Origin of the sequence: Actinoplanes sp. NPDC049802 (assembly GCF_040656595.1) — a bacterium.
GTDB lineage: Bacteria > Actinomycetota > Actinomycetes > Mycobacteriales > Micromonosporaceae > Actinoplanes.
The window spans coordinates 16818-36999 of the sequence record NZ_JBFAMR010000031.1 but is presented as its reverse complement, the minus strand read 5'-3'; the positions used below and the strand labels follow the sequence as shown (position 1 = coordinate 36999).

Genomic DNA, 20182 nt, shown 5'->3' with positions numbered 1-20182 from the left:
CCGCGGGCCGCCCACACCACCCGTGGCTACGCTGGGAGACGGCGCCGCACGATGCGGCCTGCCCCGGACGAGTGCGCGTCGTACCCGGCTCTGACAAGACGACCGCCGTGAGGTGAGTTCGTCGTGGCCTGGATCGTGCTGATCGTCTCCGGTCTGCTGGAAACCGTGTGGGCGATCGCCCTGGACCGCAGCGCCGGCTTCACCCGAGCGCTGCCGACCGCCGTGTTCGGGGTCGCGGTCACCCTCAGCATGCTCGGCCTCGGCTTCGCGTTGCGCACCATCCCGGTGGGCACCGGTTACGCCGTGTGGGTGGGTATCGGCGCGGTCGGCACCGCCCTGGTCGGCATGATCGCCCTCAACGAGCCGGCCAGCCTGCCGCGCATCGTCTGCCTGCTGCTGGTCATCTGCGGCGTCGCAGGGCTCAAATACTTCCACTGAGGCAGGGATCGGGGCGGCGGCTCGCCGCCCCGATCACACCGCCGGTCAGCCGACCTCTCCTAACTCCGCCAGCCGGGCCTCCACCTCGGCCAGCTCGGCCCGCAACCGCTGCGCCTGCTGCTGTGCCTCGGCCCGCTCGGCGGCCAGGATCTGCTCGACCGCCTCCTGCACGCCGGGCACGTCGATCAGCTGCACCATCCTCAGCGCCTCCGCCGGCTTGATCACATAGGGGCGGGCCAGCGCCTTGGCCCCCTGGTTGGCGGCCACCGTCCACTCACCCTCGCCGTAGGCGAGCGTCACCGTCAGACCCGGCGCCGGCTTCGCCTTCGCCGGGCGGGCCGCCTTGCGCGGCGCCGCCGCCTCGCTGGCTTGATTCACCGGAACAACCTCTTCACTCTTGCGCTGGGCCGGCGGTTTCGGCGGCAGCGGCTTGTCGATCAGAAACTCGGGCCCGGACAGCACCGGCTCGGCCGGTGGCTCCGGCGCCGGGGCCGCCTTCTTCGCAGGCACCCCCTTGGGCGCGACCCGCAGATCGCTGGGGGAGAACGGCAACTCGTCACGCCCGAACCGGACCACCACCCACTCGTCGGAGACCGCCGGATCCTCCAGCGCCACCACCTGCCCGATCTGCCCGGCGATCTGCCCGGCCGCCTCGGTGAACTGCACCCGCGGCTTGCGCCCGGCCGCCAGGGCCTCCCGGAATTGCTCCAACTGCTCCGTGGCCAGCCCCTCGGCCTCCACACCTGCCGCCGTCATCACCCAACCACCTTCGTACGCCTGTATGAGAGCGGCTTCTTTCTACCAGCACCCACCGACAACAACAGCGCACCACACCGAAGTGATCATGTAGTGGTGGGGGAGCGGCCGGTCACGCAGTACTCCCGCCCCGCCGGATCCAGCAGCGTCGTCCAGTCACCCGGCACCCGCCGCACCACCCGCGCGCCCAGCGCCACATGCCGTGCCACCTCGGCATCCACGTCGTCGCACGCCAGATCGACATGCACCCCCGCGGTCTCGCCGCCGGTACGCTGCAACAGCAACCGCAACGGCAACCCGTCCGGGCGCACCAGATACGAGAACTCCGGCAGATCCGACGGCCGCCGCTGCCACCCGGTCAGCGACCCCCAGAATTCCACCTCCCGAGCATGCCGGCTGTCCGGAATGTCCAGGCACAGCTGGTCCACCAGGCTGCGCTGCCCGCCCGGCCACTCCAGCGCGCCGGGCCGCACCGACTCTCCGGTCCACGCCACGAGGCAGAACAGGATCCCGGCGGGCGACCGCAGCACCGTCAGCCCTTCGGCCGTCTCCACCAGTTCCGCGCCCAGCGCGACGGCCCGGTGCGACGCCGCCGGCAGATCGTCGACGTGCAGATCCGGATGCGCCCGCGCCGGAGGGTCCCCGACCACCTGCACCCGCAGAAACGCGTCCCCCTGCGGCGGCTGCAGCGTCGCGAACGTGCCGTCCTGCCGCCACCGCGACAACGTCGAGGCGGTCACCGCCAGCCAGAAGTCGATCCCGTCGCGGCCGGGAGTGTCCAGGAACCCGGTCATCCACCGCACCGTCACGCGCTCACCCGTCCCGTGCGCAGCGCTGCGGCCACATCCGGGCACCCGAACCCCTCGGCCGCCACCGCCGCGGTCTCCCACGCGTACTCGACCACCGCGAACGTCACCTCCCACCGGCCCGACACGTCGTCGACGACCGCAAACCGCGCGTGCGGCGATCCCGCCTCCATCCGGTGCGCGAACGGTTCGTCATCGCGGTAGGCGGGCCAGCCCACACTGCCCGGGTTCACCAGCAGCGCCCCACCCGGCAGCCGCATCGACCCGGCCAGATGCGTGTGACCGCACAGCAGCAGCGAGAACCCGGACACGTCGCCGAGGCGCCGCACCACCTCGCCGACGGTCGCCTCCCGCGCCCCGCCGGGCTCGACCGTGTGCATCAGGTAGCACAGGTCGTCGCTGGGCGTACCGTGAAAGGCCAGCACCCCCGGCGCGGGCGACAGAACCGCGGGCAGCGACCGCAGCCAGGCCAGATGCCGCCCGGAGAGCAGCTGCCGGGTCACCCGGTCGGCCATCCCGATCCGCTCCGGGCCGAAGGTCAGCAGCTGCCGCTCGTGATTGCCCGCCACCGTCGGCAGCCCCAGCGCCATCAGCCGGTCCCCCGTGCCCGCCGGGTCCACGTAGCCGGACAGCAGATCACCCAGGTTGACCGTCAGATCGACGTCCTCGTCCTCGATCGCCGCCAGCACCGCCTCCAGCGCCGGAAGATTCCCATGCACGTCCGAGATCACCGCGATTCGCATCCGGCCATCCTGCAAGATCAAAGCTCAGACCGGAAACCCGTTCCGGTACGCCGGCCGCTCATCCGCCCCGGCCGCCACCTGCTGCAGGAAATCGTCCAGCGACAGGAACGCCTCCCGGTCGAACACCACCCGCGGATGCGACGGCTGCAGCCAGGCCGTCACGTCGCACGCCACCGCGTACACCAGACGCAGATGCGCCCGCAGCCGTGGCGGAGCAGCCAGTTCGGCCAGCAACCCGGCCGCCTCCGGAGGCAACTCCGGCAGCCCTCTCACCGGGCACCCACCATTCTGGCGAAATTCTCCCGCACCTGCTCGGAGCCGGCGCTGACCACACTCCACAGCGCGACCCCGCCGGACACCGCCACCGCCACCCGTGCCTCACCCTCGAACCGGTACGTGACATCACACGGCTGGTTGAGCGCCCACCCGTACGTCGCCGGCAACGGCCGCAACCACCCGCCCAGCGCGGCGATCGCACCATCCGGAAGCCGATGATCGAATTCCGTCAGGGTGCCGCGCTCGCGCCACAGCGACGTCTCCCACAAGCGCGCGAAGACGTACTCCGAGAAATGGTCCGCATAGCGTGACCCGCCGAACAGCACCGGCGGATCGTCCAGTGGCGAATCCGGGTCGACCGTCCAGTCACCGCAGCCCTGACCGTCCGACTCCAGCACCAGCGGTCCGCCGTCGCACCGCAGGCCGGCCAGCCGGGTCACCCGGTTGTCGCGGCAGACGGCCGCCATCCGCTCGTCACCGCCGAACCGGTACCACTCCCGCACCGCCGCCGGCAGCGCCCGCACCCCGACCTCGTCGCCCGGCCCGCCGACCAGGCCGAAAGCCGCCTCGTTCCACAACATCCGGCGATTGTCCTTCGAGGCGGCCGTCACCGCCGCACCCGGCCCGAGCACGCCGGCGCCGCTGGTGGTGGCACCGCGAACTTCACGGCGCCGGAGGCAGGGGCAGCGGCAGCCCGGGCAGTCCGTCCATGCTGACCGCGACATGATCTTTCTTCGCGAAATAGGCGCTCAGTGATGCGTCGTCCTCCCGCGCAAACCGTTTGGCGTGCAGATCCCGATCCCCGTCGTACGACATGTTCGGCACCGCATACCCGCACGTGTCGCGAATCAGCTCCGCCGACACCAGCACGATGGCCCGCAACCCGTGCTGCGAATGATCGACCTCAGGGAAGTAGGCGATCAGCCGCGCCCACCGCGGATCATCGCGGAACACCGGCTCACCGCGGCCGTGAATCCGCACGATGTTCGGCGGCCCCGCGAACGCGCACCACATCAACGTGATCCGGCCGTTCTCCCGCAGATGCGCGATCGTCTCGGCGTTGCTGCCGGCGAAATCCAGATACGCCACCGTCCGCTCATCCAACACCGCGAACGAACCCCGCACGCCCTTCGGCGACAGATTCACCTTCCCATCGCCGGACAGCGGCGCCGTCGCCGTGAAGAACACCGGCTGCGTCTCGATGAAATCCCGCAGCCGACCCGAGATCCGCTCGTATTCCTTACCCATGCGGGCATCCTCACACGAGCAACTCGGCGTCGCGCAGCACCAGTGGCGACCATCGCAGCGCGCCGGTCCGGCCGTGCTTCGGATCGACCGCGATGAACAGGCCCGCCCCGATTCTGGTCGTCGTCCGCCGTGCGTGCCAATCCACCGTCGACCGCTGCCGGATCCGCTCCTCACACATCCAGCTCTGATGCTGATAACTGACGATCGCCGAATGACCGTGAATCTGCGAGAACGGTGGCCACTCGGCCAGCCAAGGCCCGTACAACTGCGCGGGCTCCACCCACAACGGCCCGCCATCACCCCACAACAACGGCTCCGGCCTCGTGTTCAGCAACTCCGCCGCCGTCGCCGCGGTCACCGGCTCACCCAGCTCCCGCCACGCCGCCACCGACAATCCCGCATGCGTGATCAGAAAATCCTCGCCCTCATGCGTACGCACGGCAGCGGCCACCCGTAACCGCTCCGTCAGCCACCAGTTCTGCAGCAGCCGCGCGTCCGGCTGCGCCAACGGCTCCGGCCAGAACGGCTCGCCACCCACATACGGCGCCTCATGATTGCCGAGCAACTGCACCCACCGCGGTTGCCGCTGCTCCAGGCGTTCCCCCACGATCCGCAGCACGCCCGGCGTGTCCGGGCCCCGGTCCACCAGATCACCGACCTGCACCACCACCGTGTCCGGCTCGCCCACCACGGGGACCAGCGCCTGCCGCAGTTGCGCCGAGCACCCGCCCACATCACCGATCACCACGACCGTCGTCACCCCGGCACCACCCGTGTCAGATCGTCAACTCCGAAGAACCGGCTCACCGACTCATGATCACCGATGTGTGCGTGGCCCGCACCCGAGAGCCCGCCTACCTACATGCGACAGCGGCATCGACTGGCGCTGCGACGACGCCGCCCTGCAAAACCTCACCACCCAGCCACCGTACGGGCGACCCGGACTGCGGTGGGAAATGCCCTGCCCGGACCGCGCCCCTACTCCGGGCGACCCGGACTGCGGTGGGAAATGCTCTGCCCGGACCCCGCCCACCTGCTCCTGGCGTTCCCCGTCCTCGGCGACCACACACCACCGCCGGAACATCACACGGCCGTGGCCCGGGCGCTCCGAGAGGCCGGCGCCGTCACACGCATCGATGACCTGGCCGCCGACCTGCTCGAACACCGCCCCGTCCGGGTCCTGCTGAACGCCTGCCTACCGGCCGGCCTCGCGCAGCATCCGCTCCGACTCCGGATCCAGCATGATCTCCCGAACCTCCTGTGCGCACCGGCACGCGACGGCGATCTTCGCCGCCCATGCCAGCGCCTCCTCCCGGGAGCCCACGTCGATCACGGAGAAGCCGCCGACGACCGCCTTGGTCTCCGGGAACGGGCCGTCCACGACCGTCCCGTCGGCGCCCACCACGCTCGCCCGCTGCCGGTGCAGCCCGGCGCCGTACACCCACACCCCGGCGTCGATCGCCTCCTGCACCACCGCATGCGACGCCGCACCCACCTCCGGGAAGTCCTCGTCCCGGATGTGATCCATCGACCCGTCATCGAACGAGATCAGAAACTGCGCCATCTGTGCTCCTCAACTCCGGTGGCCTCTGCCGGCCACCACTCACCACATCCACGAACGGTCCACCCCCGATCGGACACCACCCCGGAATAATCTTCCGCCGGCCCGGTCGGCCGTCACCCCCACCCACCTGTAGCCACCACCCCCGACCGCGGCGAAACCGCCCAGACCGCATCCCTCCGTCCCGAGCAACCCGAGCGCGGCCTGCCCGACCGGGTGGGCGCACACAGCGCCTCGTTCGTGCGCTCCGAGCACCGCTGCGGCCCTCGCCAGTGACCACGCAGAGCCAATGTGCGTGCGGTCCGGGCCTCGGGAAGGTGCGGGAGAACCAGACGGTCAGCAGGGTCAAACCTGGCAGCCGGCCGGGCACGACCGGCCGCTGGGCCGCAGCGGCCCGTGCGGGTTACTGCCGGGCGGCCCAGACGGCGATGGCGGCCCGGTTGGCGAGGCCGAGTTTCGCGCCGATGTTGCGGATGTGGGTGTCGACGGTACGGGCGCTGATGCGCAGCCGTGCCCCGATCTGGGCGCTGGTGAGTCCCTCGGAGAGCAGGCCGCTGATCTCCTTCTCGCGGGTGGTGAGGCCGCCGCCGGGTGCCGCGGAGGCGCGGCGGGAGACGGGTTCGTCGAGGGCCACCCGCAGCGCGTGATCGAGGCCGTGCGCGCCGGCGTCGGCTTCGGTGGCGGCGTCGTCCGCGCCGATCAGCTTCTCGATGGCGGTCAGGGCGCGGGCGCGGCCGGTGTCGAGCGGGCGCATGCCGGTCAGGTCGACGCCGAGGCGCAGTCGCCGGGCGTGGGCGGCGCCGAGCAGCCAGGTGGCGCGCCGGGCCTGCTCGTGCGGGTCGCCGGCGGTGGGCGCCTGCTCGCCGTGGGGGTCGCCGGCGGTGGGCAGGCGGGCGGCGATGATCAGGGCGGCGAGTTCGACGCCCCAGATCTGGCCCCACTGGTCGTCCAGGGAGCGTTGCATGCCGAGGCTGCGCTCGAGCAGGCCGGCGGCGGTGTCGTGGTCGCCGGCGAGCCAGTGTGTGTGCGCGCAGCTCCACAGGGCCCAGCTCAGTGCCCACGGGGCCCCGGCCTGTTCGGCGTCGTGGAGGTGTTCGGCGGCGTAGGCCGTGGCGTCCGGGTGGCCGGTGAAGGCGGCGGCGATCGTTTTCATCAGCCGGGCCATGTGCCGGTCGCCGGCCAGGCCGGCGCCGCCGGCCGCGGCGGCGGCCTGGGCGGCGGCGAGCAGGTCGACGGCGGCGGGGTCGCCGTCGAGCAGGATCGCGGCGGCGCCGGCGGCGAACAGGATCGGCGGGATGTCGGCGCCGGCGGCCGCGCGGGCGGCGGCGAGCAGCGCGGTGCTGGTGTCGCGGCGGCCGCGGGCGGCGGCGATCCAGGCGGCGGTGGCGGCGGTGGCGGCGTACCCGAACGGGTCGTCGCCGGGGCCGGGGCCGAGGGTGCGTTCGAGCCGGGTGGCGGCGATGTCGAGGAAGCCCCAGAAGAAGGGGGCGCGGGTGCGGACCAGGTCGCGGGCCATCGCGCGGGCGTCGGCGTACGCGCCGGTGGCGAGGCTGTGGTCGATGGCGGTGACGATGTCGGGCAGTTCGTCGCGGACGGTGGTGAGCACCTGCAGTTCGTGCGGGCCGAGCCAGCCGGCGGCGCTGCGGGCGAGCCAGTCGCGGTAGTGGTCGCGGTGCCGGTCGCGGGCCTGCCCGGCCTGTTCGCCGAGTTGCCGCAGCCCGTACTCGCGGAGGGTGGCGAGCATGGTGAAGCGGGCCGGGTGGGTGTCGGTGGCGGCGATCAGCACGGATTTGTCGACCAGGCCGTCGAGGGCGGCCGGGTCGGCGACGGCCGCGGCGGCGGCCGCGGTGAACGGGCCGTCGAACACGGAGGTGGCCAGCCACAGTTGTTGTTCGGGTGCGGTGCACTGCCGGTAGCTGAGCTCGACGACCCGGTTCAGGCCGGTGAGCAGGCTGAACCGGTCGGCGACGCCGTCGGTCAGTTCGGTCAGTGACATGGTGCGGGCCCGGCGGGCGGCGAGTTTGATCGCCAGCGGCAGCCCGTCGAGGTGTTCGCAGAGCCGCGCGACGGCGCCGGTGTCGGCCAGGGCGGCGGGGGAGACGCCGCCGGCCTGGGCGAGGTCGGTGAACAGTTGGGCCGCGTCGGGTCCGGCCAGCGGCGGCACGGTGACGGTGTGCTCGCCGTCGACGCCGAGGCGCTGCCGGCTGGTGGCGAGGATGCGCAGCCCGGGTGCGGCGCGCAGCAGGGTGGTGACGGCGTCGGCGGCCTGGTCGACGACCTGGTCGCAGGTGTCCAGGACGAGCAGGCCGGGTTGCGCGCCGAGGTGGGCGAGGACCACGTCGGGGCCGGCGGCGCCGTGGTGGCGGATGCCGAGGGCGAGCGCGAGGTGGGCCCACAGGTGTGCCGGGGCGGGGTCGTGCAGGGCCGCCAGGTCGGCGTAGCGGACGTGGTCGGCTGCTGCGGCGGCGCGTAGGGCCAGCCAGCTCTTGCCGACGCCGCCGGGACCGGTGAGAGTGAGCAGCCGGGTCCGTTCCAGCAGCCGGGTGACGGTGCCGAGAAGGTCGTCGCGGCCGATGAATGGGCCCAGGTCGAGTGGCAGGCTGCCGGTGCGGTCCCCGATCATCGACGCACCATACCGGTTTTCGCGTAGACGTTCGGTACCCCCTAGGCGATTGTCCAGATGCGACAGTTGTCATGATCATGAGAGACTTCGTCCGCTCGCCGCGGTCGGTGCCGCCGGTCGCCCCCCTTTCCATTGGCCTCCGGCACCGGCCGCGGCGTCTTTCGTCGCCGGGCCTCTCGTGCCTCTCGTGCGTTGTCGTCCCGGCGTCCACCGGCCGGCCTTTACGTTCTGTGGTTCATTACTGTACTAATGAACCATGTTCGACGACCGCAGCCCGATCTACCGGCAGATCGCCGACCAGATCAAGGACGACGTGCTGCGCGGTGTGCTGGCGGCCGACCAGCAGGTGATGTCCACCAATCAGTACGCGGCCTACTACCGCATCAACCCGGCCACCGCCGCCAAGGCGTTCCAGCAGCTCGTCGACGAGGGCGTCATCTACAAACGCCGCGGCGTCGGCATGTTCGTCGCCGCCGGCGCCCAGCGGCGGCTGCGCGAGCAGCGGCGCGAGCGCTTCTTCGCCGAGGTGCTCGAGCCGATGGTCGCCGAGGCCGGCGCCCTGGGCATCCCGGTCGCCGACATCGTGGCCCGCATCAACCAGCTCACCTCCCCGGGAGACGGCCGATGATCACCACCACCGACCTGCGGGTCCGCTACGGCGACACCACCGCCCTGGACTGCCTCGACCTCGACCTGCCCGCCGGGCACATCTACGGCCTGCTCGGCCGCAACGGCGCCGGCAAGACCACCCTGCTGGCCACCCTCGCCGGCTTCCGCAGACCCACCGCCGGGCGGGTGCTGCTCGACGGTGAGCCGGTCTTCGAGAACCGCCGCGCCACCACCCGGATCTGCCTGATCCGCGACGACGGCGGCCTCGGCGACGGCATCGACAAGATCGGCGACGTGCTCGACATGGCCCGCGCGCTGCGCCCGTCGCACGATGCGAAGTACGCCGCCGCGCTGCTGGAGAAATTCGGCCTGTCCCGCAAGCAGAGCCTCGGCAGCCTGTCGCGGGGCCGGCGATCCGCCTTCGGCATCGTCGTCGGCCTCGCCTCGCGCGCCCCGCTGACCATGTTCGACGAGGCCCACCTGGGCATGGACGCACCCAGCCGGCGGATCTTCGCCGACGAACTGCTGGCCGACTACGCGGCCCACCCGCGCACGTTCATCCTGTCCACCCACCTCATCGAGGAGCAGAGCCCGCTGTTCGAGCAGGTGCTGATCCTGCACAAAGGGCGGCTGCTGCTGCGCGAGGACCTCGACGACCTGCGCGGGCGCGGCGTGGCGGTGACCGGCCCGGCGACACTGGTCGACGACTTCGTCACCGGCCTGACCGTGCTCGGCGAGCGCAGCCTCGGCCCGACCAAGGAGGTCACCGTCTACGGCGCGCTGGCCGAGCAGGACCTGCAGGCCGCCCGCCGGCACGGCCTGCAGCTGGGGCCGGTGGCCGTGCAGGACCTGTTCATCCATCTGACCGGAGGTGTCCCGTGAGCCGCTGGCCGATCGGCCGCTACCTGCTCGCCAACCACACCGTCTTCCTGACCGGCGTGCTGATCGCCGTCTACCTGCTGACCGCCGTCCTCGTGGCGGTGGCCGCGCTGGTCACCGACGTCACCGTCAGCGGTGTCGACATCACCGGCCAGGTGCTGCAGTGGCTCGCCGTCGCCTACGGCTACAGCGCCACCGCCCTGCTGTCGACGGTCCTGACCCACGGCCGGACCCGCCGCGAGTTCCTGGTCCAGCATCCGGTGTTCCAGATCGTGACGGCCGGCGTGCTGGCCGCGGTGGTCACCGGCGCGTACGCGGTGGAGGCGGCGGTCTACCGCGCGGCCGGCTGGAGCCGTGCTCTGCAGGATCACCGGGTCTTCGCCGTCGACGACTATCCGACGATCTTCCTGGCGTACGCGAGCATGCTGGCGATCTGGATGATGACCGGCGCGTTCCTCGGCGCCGCCTTCTACCGGTGGCAGGCCGCCGGCGCCGCCGCCCTGGTGCCGGCCGCGATCGTGCTGACGCTCAGCGGCGGCGCCAACGGCTTTCTCAGCCTGCCGTTCGCCCGCCTCGGCCTGAGCAGCCCACCGGAGATCGTCGTCGTCACCGTGGTGGCGGTGGCCGCCGGCTGGGCGCTGCTGTGGGCGACACTGCGCGACGTCGCGCTGCGTACCCGGGTGCCGGTGTGACCCGGCGTCTGCTGGTCACCGGCGCCACCGGTTCGCTGGGCCGCCGCGTGATGGCCCGCGCCGCGGCCGCCGGCTTCCAGCCGGTCGGCGCGTCGCTGTCCGCCTCCGAGCTGCGCCTGGACATCCGCGACCCCGCCGACGTACGCCGGGTGATCGCCGACGTCCGGCCGGACGCGATCGTGCACACCGCCGCGGGCCGCGACCGCGACGACTGGCCGGCCACCGCCGACGGCGCGGCGAACGTGGCGCTGGCCGCCGCCGGGATCCGGCTCGTGCACGTGTCCAGCGACGCGATCTTCTCCGGCCGCCACGGCGAGTACGACGAGGACGCCCTGCCGGACCCGATCTACCCCTACGGGGCGGCGAAAGCGGCCGCCGAGACCGCGGTGCGCGCCATCGACCCGGGCGCCGCGATCGTGCGCACCTCGATCATCATGGGTGACGGCCGTGGCGCCCACGAGATCCTCACTCACGACCTGATCGCCGGCCGGGTCGGCGGCGCGCTGTTCACCGACGAGATCCGCAAGCCGGTGCACGTCGACGACCTGGCCGACGCGCTGCTGGAGCTGGCCGGCGGCGACTACGCCGGGGTGCTCAACGTGGCCGGCCCGGACGCGATCAGCCGCTACGACCTCGGCGTGCTGGTGGCCCGCCGCGACGGCCTCGACGCGGCCGCGATCCCCGCCGCCAGCCTCGCCGGGCGGGGCCTGGCCCGGCCCGCCGACCTGCGGCTGGTCACCGCCCGGGCGGTCGGGCTGCTGTCGGTGCGGCTACGCGGGGCGCGGGAATTCGTTCGAGCCGAGCGCCGGTGACGGCCGATACTGGCGCGATGAGCACCAGCCGCACGATCCGCGTCACCGTCCGCGGGTCCTTCGACAACCTGTCCGACGCCCAGAGATCCGAGCTGATCGCCGCCGGCGACCGGCACGCCGACATCCTCGCCGTGGAGTACACCGAGGACGGCCATCTCACCTACGACCTGGCCGCCCGGCCGTTCTTCTGTTTCCGGTTCGCCGAGCAGGTCGACGCCGAACGGGAGATCCCGAAGGTGACGCAGCGGGCCGAGGCCAAGGCGGCGGCGTGGATGACCGAACGCGGTTACGGCTTCAAACGGATCACCTCGCAGACCGTCGACATGTCGGAGATCCCGCTCGGCAAACGCGGCCGCCAGCGCCGACCCTAGGCCGGCGCCGGGTTCCTGCCGCTCGCCCTCGTCGAGCGGCAGCAACCCGGCGCGGCCCGATCGGCCCGGACGAGGCCGCCGTCGAGCAGATCGTGCTCGCCGGCCCCGGTAAGGCCCCCGGGCGGCGCGGAGGCGCCATCGGCCGGCCCGGCCTCGTACTCGCTGGTGGCGGCGAGTGCGCAGCGGCCCCGCCGCCGACTTGAGAAGAAAAACCGGGTGCAACCAAGCGGCAACCGAGAGTGCCCGCCGGTTGCACCCGTAGCCGCGAAAAGTTCCCCCTGTCAGCCGGTCAGCCGACACAGGGGGAATCGAAATGACCGCCACCGTGCAGCCGAAGTCCGTCAGCCGCGACCAGGAGCAGCTCATCCGCGACAACATGGCGCTGGTCGGCCACATGGTCCGCGAGATGCTGTTCAAGGTGCCGCCGCACGTGCACCGCGACGACCTCGCCTCCGCCGGGTACGCCGCGCTGGTCACCGCCGCCCAGGCCTACGACGCCGAGCGGGGCATCCCGTTCGGCCGGTTCGCCGCCGTACGGGTGCGCGGGGCCCTGCTCGACGAGCTGCGCAGCATGGACTGGGCGAGCCGGTCGGTACGGGCCCGGGCCCGCCGCGCCGACGTGGCCCGCGAGGAGCTGACCCGGCAGCTGGGCCGGATGCCGACGCCGGAGGAGCTGGCCGAGCTGCTCGGTGTGGCGGTGGGGGAGCTGTCCAGCGTCGACGACGACGTGCAGCGTGCCGCGGTGCTGTCGTTGCAGGGTTTCGCGGCGGGCGCCGCCGAGGACATGGTCACCGAGTCGTCGATGAACCCGGAGGAGATGCTGCTGCACCGCGAGCGGCTGGGGTACCTGCACGACGCGGTGGCGGTGCTGCCGCAGCGGCTTCGGTTCGTGGTGGAGGCGTCGTTCCTGCAGGAGCGGCCGCTGTCGGAGGTGGCCGCGCAGCTGGGCGTCACCGAGTCGCGGGTGTCGCAGCTGCGCACCGAGGCGCTGGCCCTGCTGCGCGACGGCCTGTCCACCCACATGGAGCAGAAGGGGGCGCCGGCCGGCAAGGACGGCTGTGTGGCCCGGCGCCGTGCCGCCTACGCCGCGCAGATCGCCGCGCGCAGCACCATGAGCAGCCGTCTGGCGGTCACCGACCTGAACGGGCAGCGCCTGGCCGCTGCCGCATGAGCCGGGTGCCGGCTTCGGCCGGTCACCGACCTGAACGGGCAGCGCCCGACCGCTGCCGCCTGAGCCGGATACCGGCCGGGCCGTCGCGCGATCAGCGCGGCGGCCCGGTCTGCTTCTGACGGGCCGGGCGCAGCCACACGTCTTCGAGGCCGTCCTCGGGATCCCACTGCTCGCCGATCTTGCGGAAGCCGAATCCGGCGATGACCGCCCGGGAGCCGACGTTGTCGGGCCGGATGCTGGCGCGTACCGCCGTGATCCGCGGGTCGTCGTCGGCGCGGCGCAGCAGTGCCGCGAGCATCGCCTTGGCGTGCCCGCGCCGGCGGTGGGCGGGATCGACGGAGTAGGCGACCTCGACCACGCCGTCGCCGTCCGGCGGGCCGTGGAAGCCGCCGTGGCCGACGACGATCCCGCCGGGTTCGGCGATCGCGGCGCGGGCGATCCAGTCCTCGGCCTCCGGATTGCGGCGGATGTCGTCGAGGCGCACCTGCCAGAGCCGGTTCTCCTCGACGAGGTACGCGCTGAGCGGGTGCCCGGCGGCCGCGCCGGCGGCGTCGAGGTCCCCGGCCACGAGCGCGGTCAGCACGGTGGGGGAGAGCTTGAGGAAGCGGATGGACGACATGGCCGCATGATCACACACGGTGGTGATCAACAGCACTGTTCAGTTGTGCACAACTGAATTGGGCACTACTGTTCCGGTCATGCGTGAGAGCACCGCCCTGGACCAGATGATCTGCTTCCAGCTCTACGCGGCCAGCCGCGCCATGACCGCCCTCTACCGCCGCCACCTCGAACCCCACGGCCTCACCTACCCCCAATACCTCGTCCTGCGCATCCTCTGGCACGACGGCCCCACCACCGTGCGTGACCTCGGCCGCACCCTCAGCCTCGACAGCGGCACCCTCTCACCGCTACTCAAACGCCTCGAAACCCAAGGCCACATCCGCCGCGAACGCGGCACCCACGACGAACGCACCGTCTGGATCCACCCCACCGACACCGGCACCGCCCTGCGCGACGCCGTCGGCGACCTCACCCAGCAACTCGTCTGCGCCACCGGGCTCACCCTCGACGAACTCACCCAACTGCACCACCTGCTCAGCCGCGCCCGCGGCCGAGCCACCACCCCTCCGGAAGGACCACGATGACCGCCCTCTACACCGCCTCCGCCACCGCCACCGGCGACGGCCGCAGCGGCCACGTCCGCTCCAGCGACGGCGTCCTCGACCTCGACCTCACCGTCCCCAAGGAGCTCGGCGGCCCCGGCGGCCAGCTCACCAACCCCGAACAACTGTTCGCCGCCGGCTACGCCGCCTGCTTCCACAGCGCCCTCAAGCGCGTCGCCGCCAACCAGAAGATCACCCTCACCGACACCGCCATCACCGTCGACGTCGGCATCGGCCCCCTGCCCACCGGCGGCTTCGGCCTCACCGTCACCATCGAAGCCGAACTCCCCGGCCTCGACGAAACCACCGCCAAAACCGTCCTCGACGCCGCCCACCAACTCTGCCCCTACTCCAACGCCACCCGCGGCAACGTCGACGTCCAGCTCACCCTCGCCTGAACCGACCGCATTGTGCCGGGCCGCACCACCCGCGGCCCGGCACAATGCTGTCCGCACCCGACCAGAAAAAACCGCGGCCACAATGTCGAAACCAGCCCCGCCCCATCGTGTAAACCACGACAGAGCCCGGCACACGACAGGAGCCACACCATGCGCCAGTACCTGCTCGCCATGTACCAGCCCGTCGGCGACCCGCCCCCGCCCGAAAAACTCGAACCCGTCATGACCGAACTCGCCACCCTCACCGACGAGATGAAAGCCACCGGCACCTGGCTCTACTCCACCGCCCTGCACCCCACCGCCACCGCCACCGTCGTCCGCGACCACGACGGCGAACCCGTACTCACCGACGGCCCCTACGCCGAAGGCAAGGAACACCTCGGCGGCTTCACCGCCATCACCGCCCCCGACCTCGACGCCGCCCTAGGCTGGGCCGCCCGCATGGCCCACATCACCGGCCTGCCCATCGAAGTCCGCCCCATCTCCTTCATCGGCTGACCCACACCCCGAGGACGGACACGGCGATGACCGAAGACATCGAGAAAACCTTCAGAGCCGAGTACGGCCGCGCCGTGTCCGTCCTCATCCGCACCTTCGGCGACATCGACCTCGCCGAAGACGCCGTCCAGGAAGCCTTCACCACAGCCCTGCACACCTGGCCCCGCAACGGCATCCCACCCAGCCCCGCCGGCTGGATCATCACCACCGCCCGCAACCGCGCCATCGACCGCCTCCGCCGCGACGCCACCCGCCACCACAAACACGCCCAAGCCCACGAACTGTGGCCCACCGAACCCGACACCCACGACGACACCACAGCCGTACCCGACGACCGGCTCCGGCTCATCTTCACCTGCTGCCACCCCGCACTCGCCCCCACCGCCCGGGTAGCACTCACCCTCCGCCTACTCGGCGGCCTCAGCACCGCCGAGATCGCCCGCGCCTTCCTCGTCCCGGAAACCACCATGGGCCAGCGGCTCTCCCGCGCCAAAGCCAAAATCCGCGACGCCGGCATCCCCTACCGGATCCCCGAAGACGCCGACCTGCCCGCCCGCCTGCCCGCCGTACTCCTCGTCCTGTATCTGATCTTCAACGAGGAACGCACCGCAACCGAAGCGATCCGCCTGACCCGCATCCTCGCCCACCTCATGCCCGACGAACCCGAAGTCACCGGCCTGCTCGCCCTCATGCTGCTCACCGAAGCCCGCCGACCCGCCCGCACCGGACCCGACGGCCACCTCATCCTGCTCGCCGACCAGGACCGCACCCGCTGGAACCCCACCCTCACCAGCGAAGGACTCCAACTCGTCCGCGACTGCCTACGCCGCGACCGGCCCGGCCCCTACCAGATCCAAGCCGCCATCAACGCCGTCCACACCAGCACCCCCACCGACTGGACACAGATCCTCGCCCTCTACAACCACCTCCACACCCTCACCCCCACCGCGGTCGTCGCCGTCCACCGCGCCATCGCCCTCGCCGAAGTCCACGGCCCCGCCGCCGGACTCGACGCCCTACCCGACAACCTCGACCGCTACCACGTCCTGCACGCCGCCCGCGCCGACCTGCTACGCCGACTCGGCCGCCACACCGAGGCAGCCGCCGCCTACACCCGCGCCGCCCAACTCACCACCGACCCCGCACAACGCCACTACCTGACCACCCGAGCCCACGACCCCGACTGACTACCGTGGCCACATGCCTGAACTGATCCCACCCACGACCACCCTGCACACCGCCTTCCGCGACTGCCGCACCGACTGGGGACCCGGCACCCACGAAGACGGCTTCGGCATCACCACCACCGACGACCCCGACACCCCCGCCGGCTTCACGACCTGGATCCACCGCATCACCACCCGGCCACACAGCACACCACGCTGGATCGTCGAAGACGGCCACCTCCTCGGCGCCATCACCCTGCAACACCGCCTCAACGAACAGACCGGCCACATCGGGTACGGCATACGCCCCTCCGCCCGCGGCCACGGACTCGCCACCTGGGCCCTCGCCCAGACCCTCACCCTCGCGCACACCACCGGCCTCGACCGCGTCCTGCTGCTCTGCGCCAGCGGCAACACCGCCTCCGCCCGCACCATCGAACGCAACGGCGGCACCCTCGCCGGCGACAACGGCCACATGAAGCGCTACTGGATCACCCTCGGCAACGGCGGCGCGCCCCAACCGGCCTCCACGTCACCAATAAACTGACGAAGGTGAAACCCCAGCCCCGGGCACTCCCGCAATCCGACCTCCAGGCAATCTTCGGCGTGCTCGCCATCGTGCACGGCCACCTGTTCGACGACGAACTGCCACCGGCCCTGGTGGAGCAGCTCCTCAACCGACTCACACACCACGGGCCACTACCCGACGGCGCCACCCCGGGCGAGCTCAACGCCCTCCTGGCCGACCTGTGCCAGCGCATGCACTGGGCGATGGCAGACGACCACGGCGACTATCCCGAGCCGATGCCACGCCGAACCACCTACTACCTCGACGTCCCCGACGACGAAACCGAAACCTGCATGGCAGCCCTCACCGCACTCGGCGGCGAGGTGAGCCGCCACCCGGCCGACCCGGGCCGGCCGAACAACTGGTCGATCGCAGCGGCGTTTCCGGACCTCCCACCAGACCCCAGCCACCACGCCCGGATCGCACAGCTGTCCGCACTGGCCCACCGCCACGGCGGCGAAATGACAGGCTTCGGCAGGTGAGCACCCATCACCTCACCGCCCCGGCCTCCCGAGAGCCTGACCGAGACAGCGAGCAACCTCCAACACCGGCCGGCACCGCCCGGATCTCACCACCGCGCCCCACCGCGCAACGAAAAAGGGGCACGGCCCACGCCGTACCCCTCAGTCAGTCGTCCTCCTCGTCGCCACCGTCATCGTCATCGTCGTCCTGCTCGCCACCCGGACAACCACTCAACGTCAACAACGTCGCCGCGCCGCCGGCCACCAACAGCACCCGCCCGAACAACACCCGCCTGCTGAACTTCACCTCATCCATGGCCGGATTCTGTCACACCAACTCGCCCAACACCCGATTCGTCCGGTTAGCCGACACCGCCGCACGCTGCTGCTCCGCCGTCACCTCGATATACGACTGCGACGTCGCCAACGACGCATGCCCCAGCAACCGCATGATCTCCGACGCGTTCGCCCCGTCCTCCGCCAACCGCGTCGCGAACGTATGCCGCAACGCATGCAACTGCGCACCCCGCGGCACCCGGTCACCCACACCCGCCCGCCGGAAACACGAACGCACCAGATACTGCAGCCCACCACGCCGCAACGGCTCACCACGCCGATCCACCAGCAGGGGAGCGACGGCACCCACCCGCCCGAACCGCACCCGCCGGCTCTCCAGATAACGCCCCACCGCCGCGCTCAACCCGGCCTCGATCGGCACCGTCCGCGGCCGCCCACCCTTACCGGCCACCTCCACCCGCCGCTCACCGTCACGCCCCGTCACCGAACCCACCCGCAGCGCCAACATCTCCGACAGCCGCAACCCCGCACACAACGCCAGAGCCAGCACCACCACATCCCGCTCCGGCCACGGATCACGCTGCGACGTATCCGCCTTGCTCACCGCCCGTAACAACAACTCGGGCGTGTCCTCACCACGCAACGGCTTCGGAACCAGCACCGACTGCCGCGGCTTGTCCACCGCCGACATCGGATTGCCCGCCACCACCTGCTCGGTGACCAGAAACGTGAAGAACGCATTCCACGACGACCAGGCCCGCGACACCGACGCGGGGGAGCGGGACGCCGCGAAACGCGCGAACGCCCCCCGCAACACGCGAGGGGAGAGGTCACTCACGGTGAGCGGGGCGGGGTCAGCCGACTGCAACACCGACAGCAGATCCCGACGGTACGCCGCGAGCGTGTGCACCGAAGGCTTCCGGGTGGCACGTGCGGTTAGGAACGCGTCAACCAACTCGAGAACCGACTCATGCTGCATAAGACATATTATGCAGCAAATATCGGCGTTTGTGCTGCTTGAGGCCGCGAATCATCAACATTCGTGATGGCGTTCACCCGCTTTGGCTGATCCTGCCGCCGGGCGACGTGACGACGCTGGTCACCGCGCGACCAACCGAAGGCCGAGCAAAACCCCTGCGGGTACGCGTGCGCGATCCGAAGCAGCCCGGCCGAGCGGGGCAGGGCATCCGTCCGCTCCGGCCGCCGCCGGGAAGCCTGCCCGATTCGCCTGTCCGCACACATCGGGGCTCCGCGCGTACGCCGGCGGGCTTCTGTCCGCCCGTCGCGTGCTCGCGCCCTGCGGCCGACGCGTGCAGTGCGTCCGCTGGATCCGAACAACCCGCGGCGGGTGAGCGGGGGGATGTCGATCAAAAGCACGCGTTGTAGCGACGTGCGGGGCCTCTCGGGGGCGCCGCCGAGAGGCCCACCTGAAGGCAGGTTGACATAATATCGATTATCGACCTGGCAAATTGAGGTCGACTGGGAGTGGCTTACAGGCTGAGAAGCGAAACCGATTCTGCTCAGCGGTCCCTGGTTCGGCGGCACTGACACCGAAACGCCGTCCTCTTCCACGAGACCGCCTATGGCATCAGCGCATGGCCATCTCGGACAAGCACGCGGATCGTCCCTATGGTGGCTTGCGTGCCCATACCTGATTTCGTCGTCGCTCTACGCTCCAAGATCGGTCAGGTCCCGCTGCCTCTGAACGGCGTGATCGCCGTTGTCCTCGACGAGCGCAACCGGGTCCTCCTCGTCCGGCGATCGGACAACGGCGAGTGGGCTCTCACGACAGGATGTCTGGAACCCGGCGAACAACCGGCCGACGGTGCCCTGCGCGAGGTGTTCGAGGAGACCGGTGTCCTCGTATGGGTGGAGCGTCTGCTCTGCGTAGAAGCGCTGGACCTGTCCGTCGCGCCGAACGGCGATCAGGTCTACTGGCTCGCCGTCGGGCTGCGGTGCCGCATGGTCGAGAGCGATGCGGGAGTCGGCGACGACGAGTCGATCGAGGTCGGCTGGTTCGATCAGGATTCGGTGCCGCCACTCCCCCCTCATCAAGCACGATGCCTGGCTCTCGCTCTGGCTGAGGACGCCGCGCCGTGGATCGCCGATCCTGTCTGGGAGCCCGGCTCAACCTCGTGAGAGTGTGAGAAGCCGCCCTACGCAGGGTGAATACGGTTGTGATGACGTGATCGTCCGGTTGCTCGCAACGGCTTTCGGCAAGCCTGACGGGCGTACGGATGGAGCGCGGTCTGGTGGCCGGCTCCCGTAGGCTGCGGTCCATGCCTGACCAGTTCGAGACCGGTACAACGGACGCCGAGCGGTTGCGGGCGTGCGGCGGCGACCCGGTGGGGTACCCCGTTTGTGACTGATCACGAGGGTGTGACCCCCTGCGGTTGAACAGTGATCCGCCGGCCGGGTGGCCGAATCCACGGCGTTCCGCCGTACGGATCCTGTCTGCGGCGTTCCTCGTGGTGATCACCGGGGTGACAACGCTTGTCGCGATGGCCGCGGTGATCACGGGGAAGCGATCGGGTTCGGGCTGGGGGCGGCTCTGGTCGCGCACGTCACGGCGATCGTCGTGATCGGTCTGTGGTGGCCCCGCGACGGGTGTCGACGACCAGGGCGAGCGGGGGCTGGCGTTTCCCT

The 20182-nt window shown here is 71.2% G+C and carries 26 protein-coding genes and 1 riboswitch; of the genes, 14 read left to right on the top strand and 12 right to left on the bottom strand.

Going from position 1 to position 20182, the window contains the following annotated elements:
• The first annotated feature begins 38 nt into the window (after positions 1-38).
• Positions 39-109: riboswitch (guanidine-III (ykkC-III) riboswitch) on the top strand.
• A 14-nt stretch (positions 110-123) separates the two neighbouring features.
• Positions 124-438, top strand: coding sequence for a multidrug efflux SMR transporter (locus tag AB0I88_RS22020; protein WP_361027375.1), 315 nt, complete (start codon positions 124-126; stop codon positions 436-438).
• Between the two features lie 45 nt (positions 439-483).
• Here AB0I88_RS22020 and AB0I88_RS22015 read toward each other — a convergent pair whose 3' ends face one another.
• From AB0I88_RS22015 to AB0I88_RS21975, 9 genes are all read right to left on the bottom strand, one after another.
• A complete protein-coding gene (locus AB0I88_RS22015; RefSeq protein ID WP_361027565.1) occupies positions 484-1179 on the bottom strand; it encodes a hypothetical protein in 696 nt (231 codons plus the stop codon).
• Between the two features lie 101 nt (positions 1180-1280).
• Positions 1281-1988 carry a VOC family protein gene (locus tag AB0I88_RS22010; protein ID WP_361027372.1) on the bottom strand — a complete coding sequence of 236 codons (708 nt, stop codon included), beginning with the start codon at positions 1986-1988 and terminating at the stop codon, positions 1281-1283.
• 11 nt (positions 1989-1999) lie between these two features.
• Positions 2000-2743, bottom strand: a complete 744-nt coding sequence (locus AB0I88_RS22005; RefSeq protein ID WP_361027369.1) for a metallophosphoesterase family protein — start codon at positions 2741-2743, stop codon at positions 2000-2002.
• A gap of 24 nt (positions 2744-2767) precedes the next feature.
• Complete coding sequence (locus tag AB0I88_RS22000; protein ID WP_361027366.1) at positions 2768-3016, bottom strand: hypothetical protein; 249 nt, start codon at positions 3014-3016, stop codon at positions 2768-2770.
• A complete protein-coding gene (locus AB0I88_RS21995) occupies positions 3013-3600 on the bottom strand; it encodes a hypothetical protein (protein ID WP_361027363.1) in 588 nt (195 codons plus the stop codon). The genes AB0I88_RS22000 and AB0I88_RS21995 overlap by 4 nt, the downstream gene beginning before the upstream one ends.
• Positions 3601-3682: 82 nt before the next feature.
• Positions 3683-4267: a pyridoxamine 5'-phosphate oxidase family protein gene (locus AB0I88_RS21990; protein WP_361027360.1), complete on the bottom strand. Its 585-nt coding sequence runs from the start codon at positions 4265-4267 to the stop codon at positions 3683-3685.
• Positions 4268-4277: 10 nt separating this feature from the next.
• Positions 4278-5027 (bottom strand): metallophosphoesterase, encoded by a 750-nt coding sequence (locus AB0I88_RS21985; RefSeq protein WP_361027357.1) that lies wholly within the window; start codon positions 5025-5027, stop codon positions 4278-4280.
• A 435-nt stretch (positions 5028-5462) separates the two neighbouring features.
• A complete protein-coding gene (locus AB0I88_RS21980; protein WP_361027354.1) occupies positions 5463-5831 on the bottom strand; it encodes a YciI family protein in 369 nt (122 codons plus the stop codon).
• Positions 5832-6231: 400 nt separating this feature from the next.
• Positions 6232-8451: a LuxR C-terminal-related transcriptional regulator gene (locus AB0I88_RS21975; protein WP_361027351.1), complete on the bottom strand. Its 2220-nt coding sequence runs from the start codon at positions 8449-8451 to the stop codon at positions 6232-6234.
• A gap of 256 nt (positions 8452-8707) precedes the next feature.
• Between AB0I88_RS21975 and AB0I88_RS21970 the strand changes: the two genes are divergently transcribed.
• The 6 genes from AB0I88_RS21970 (at position 8708) to AB0I88_RS21945 (ending at position 12985) form a co-directional block, all read left to right on the top strand.
• Positions 8708-9079 carry a GntR family transcriptional regulator gene (locus tag AB0I88_RS21970; protein WP_361027348.1) on the top strand — a complete coding sequence of 124 codons (372 nt, stop codon included), beginning with the start codon at positions 8708-8710 and terminating at the stop codon, positions 9077-9079.
• Positions 9076-9942, top strand: coding sequence for an ABC transporter ATP-binding protein (locus tag AB0I88_RS21965; protein ID WP_361027345.1), 867 nt, complete (start codon positions 9076-9078; stop codon positions 9940-9942). The genes AB0I88_RS21970 and AB0I88_RS21965 overlap by 4 nt, the downstream gene beginning before the upstream one ends.
• Positions 9939-10631, top strand: a complete 693-nt coding sequence (locus tag AB0I88_RS21960) for a hypothetical protein (protein ID WP_361027342.1) — start codon at positions 9939-9941, stop codon at positions 10629-10631. Before AB0I88_RS21965 ends, AB0I88_RS21960 begins: the two co-directional genes overlap by 4 nt.
• Positions 10628-11443, top strand: coding sequence for a sugar nucleotide-binding protein (locus AB0I88_RS21955; protein ID WP_361027339.1), 816 nt, complete (start codon positions 10628-10630; stop codon positions 11441-11443). The genes AB0I88_RS21960 and AB0I88_RS21955 overlap by 4 nt, the downstream gene beginning before the upstream one ends.
• 17 nt (positions 11444-11460) lie before the next feature.
• Positions 11461-11814 carry a DUF6204 family protein gene (locus AB0I88_RS21950; RefSeq protein ID WP_361027337.1) on the top strand — a complete coding sequence of 118 codons (354 nt, stop codon included), beginning with the start codon at positions 11461-11463 and terminating at the stop codon, positions 11812-11814.
• Between the two features lie 313 nt (positions 11815-12127).
• The gene (locus tag AB0I88_RS21945) at positions 12128-12985 is read left to right on the top strand and encodes a sigma-70 family RNA polymerase sigma factor (protein ID WP_361027335.1); all 858 of its coding nucleotides are present in this window, start codon (positions 12128-12130) and stop codon (positions 12983-12985) included.
• A gap of 91 nt (positions 12986-13076) precedes the next feature.
• On the opposite strand, the gene AB0I88_RS21940 is transcribed toward AB0I88_RS21945, so the two are convergent.
• Positions 13077-13604 carry a GNAT family N-acetyltransferase gene (locus tag AB0I88_RS21940; protein ID WP_361027332.1) on the bottom strand — a complete coding sequence of 176 codons (528 nt, stop codon included), beginning with the start codon at positions 13602-13604 and terminating at the stop codon, positions 13077-13079.
• Between the two features lie 79 nt (positions 13605-13683).
• On the opposite strand from AB0I88_RS21940, the gene AB0I88_RS21935 reads away from it, so the two are divergent.
• The 6 genes from AB0I88_RS21935 (at position 13684) to AB0I88_RS21910 (ending at position 17260) form a co-directional block, all read left to right on the top strand.
• Positions 13684-14130, top strand: a complete 447-nt coding sequence (locus AB0I88_RS21935) for a MarR family transcriptional regulator (RefSeq protein WP_361027329.1) — start codon at positions 13684-13686, stop codon at positions 14128-14130.
• Positions 14127-14546 (top strand): organic hydroperoxide resistance protein, encoded by a 420-nt coding sequence (locus tag AB0I88_RS21930; protein ID WP_361027326.1) that lies wholly within the window; start codon positions 14127-14129, stop codon positions 14544-14546. Before AB0I88_RS21935 ends, AB0I88_RS21930 begins: the two co-directional genes overlap by 4 nt.
• Before the next feature lie 150 nt (positions 14547-14696).
• Positions 14697-15044, top strand: coding sequence for a YciI family protein (locus tag AB0I88_RS21925; RefSeq protein ID WP_361027323.1), 348 nt, complete (start codon positions 14697-14699; stop codon positions 15042-15044).
• 26 nt (positions 15045-15070) lie between these two features.
• Complete coding sequence (locus AB0I88_RS21920; RefSeq protein ID WP_361027320.1) at positions 15071-16231, top strand: RNA polymerase sigma factor; 1161 nt, start codon at positions 15071-15073, stop codon at positions 16229-16231.
• A gap of 13 nt (positions 16232-16244) precedes the next feature.
• Positions 16245-16757 (top strand): GNAT family N-acetyltransferase, encoded by a 513-nt coding sequence (locus AB0I88_RS21915; protein ID WP_361027317.1) that lies wholly within the window; start codon positions 16245-16247, stop codon positions 16755-16757.
• Positions 16758-16816: 59 nt separating this feature from the next.
• Positions 16817-17260, top strand: a complete 444-nt coding sequence (locus AB0I88_RS21910) for a hypothetical protein (RefSeq protein WP_361027314.1) — start codon at positions 16817-16819, stop codon at positions 17258-17260.
• Between the two features lie 145 nt (positions 17261-17405).
• Here the strand turns inward: AB0I88_RS21910 and AB0I88_RS21905 are convergent, their stop codons facing one another.
• Positions 17406-17555 carry a hypothetical protein gene (locus AB0I88_RS21905; protein ID WP_361027311.1) on the bottom strand — a complete coding sequence of 50 codons (150 nt, stop codon included), beginning with the start codon at positions 17553-17555 and terminating at the stop codon, positions 17406-17408.
• A gap of 12 nt (positions 17556-17567) precedes the next feature.
• Positions 17568-18515: a tyrosine-type recombinase/integrase gene (locus AB0I88_RS21900; RefSeq protein WP_361027308.1), complete on the bottom strand. Its 948-nt coding sequence runs from the start codon at positions 18513-18515 to the stop codon at positions 17568-17570.
• A gap of 650 nt (positions 18516-19165) precedes the next feature.
• Here AB0I88_RS21900 and AB0I88_RS21895 point away from each other — a divergent pair.
• A complete protein-coding gene (locus AB0I88_RS21895; protein ID WP_361027305.1) occupies positions 19166-19675 on the top strand; it encodes an NUDIX domain-containing protein in 510 nt (169 codons plus the stop codon).
• Positions 19676-20182 lie beyond the last annotated feature (507 nt).

Excerpts from the sequence above, each read along its gene's own strand:
- AB0I88_RS21940 (WP_361027332.1), bottom strand. The coding sequence starts at position 13,604 with ATGTCGTCCATCCGCTTCCTCAAGCTCTCCCCCACCGTGCTGACCGCG.
- AB0I88_RS21975 (WP_361027351.1), bottom strand. The coding sequence starts at position 8,451 with ATGATCGGGGACCGCACCGGCAGCCTGCCACTCGACCTGGGCCCATTC.
- AB0I88_RS21895 (WP_361027305.1), top strand. The coding sequence starts at position 19,166 with ATGGTGGCTTGCGTGCCCATACCTGATTTCGTCGTCGCTCTACGCTCC.
- AB0I88_RS21935 (WP_361027329.1), top strand. The coding sequence starts at position 13,684 with ATGCGTGAGAGCACCGCCCTGGACCAGATGATCTGCTTCCAGCTCTAC.
- AB0I88_RS21900 (WP_361027308.1), bottom strand. The coding sequence starts at position 18,515 with ATGCAGCATGAGTCGGTTCTCGAGTTGGTTGACGCGTTCCTAACCGCA.
- AB0I88_RS21990 (WP_361027360.1), bottom strand. The coding sequence starts at position 4,267 with ATGGGTAAGGAATACGAGCGGATCTCGGGTCGGCTGCGGGATTTCATC.
- AB0I88_RS21930 (WP_361027326.1), top strand. The coding sequence starts at position 14,127 with ATGACCGCCCTCTACACCGCCTCCGCCACCGCCACCGGCGACGGCCGC.
- AB0I88_RS21945 (WP_361027335.1), top strand. The coding sequence starts at position 12,128 with ATGACCGCCACCGTGCAGCCGAAGTCCGTCAGCCGCGACCAGGAGCAG.
- AB0I88_RS21915 (WP_361027317.1), top strand. The coding sequence starts at position 16,245 with ATGCCTGAACTGATCCCACCCACGACCACCCTGCACACCGCCTTCCGC.
- AB0I88_RS21925 (WP_361027323.1), top strand. The coding sequence starts at position 14,697 with ATGCGCCAGTACCTGCTCGCCATGTACCAGCCCGTCGGCGACCCGCCC.
- AB0I88_RS21965 (WP_361027345.1), top strand. The coding sequence starts at position 9,076 with ATGATCACCACCACCGACCTGCGGGTCCGCTACGGCGACACCACCGCC.
- AB0I88_RS21920 (WP_361027320.1), top strand. The coding sequence starts at position 15,071 with ATGACCGAAGACATCGAGAAAACCTTCAGAGCCGAGTACGGCCGCGCC.
- AB0I88_RS21950 (WP_361027337.1), top strand. The coding sequence starts at position 11,461 with ATGAGCACCAGCCGCACGATCCGCGTCACCGTCCGCGGGTCCTTCGAC.
- AB0I88_RS22005 (WP_361027369.1), bottom strand. The coding sequence starts at position 2,743 with ATGCGAATCGCGGTGATCTCGGACGTGCATGGGAATCTTCCGGCGCTG.
- AB0I88_RS21995 (WP_361027363.1), bottom strand. The coding sequence starts at position 3,600 with ATGTTGTGGAACGAGGCGGCTTTCGGCCTGGTCGGCGGGCCGGGCGAC.
- AB0I88_RS21970 (WP_361027348.1), top strand. The coding sequence starts at position 8,708 with ATGTTCGACGACCGCAGCCCGATCTACCGGCAGATCGCCGACCAGATC.
- AB0I88_RS22010 (WP_361027372.1), bottom strand. The coding sequence starts at position 1,988 with ATGACCGGGTTCCTGGACACTCCCGGCCGCGACGGGATCGACTTCTGG.
- AB0I88_RS21980 (WP_361027354.1), bottom strand. The coding sequence starts at position 5,831 with ATGGCGCAGTTTCTGATCTCGTTCGATGACGGGTCGATGGATCACATC.
- AB0I88_RS21905 (WP_361027311.1), bottom strand. The coding sequence starts at position 17,555 with ATGGATGAGGTGAAGTTCAGCAGGCGGGTGTTGTTCGGGCGGGTGCTG.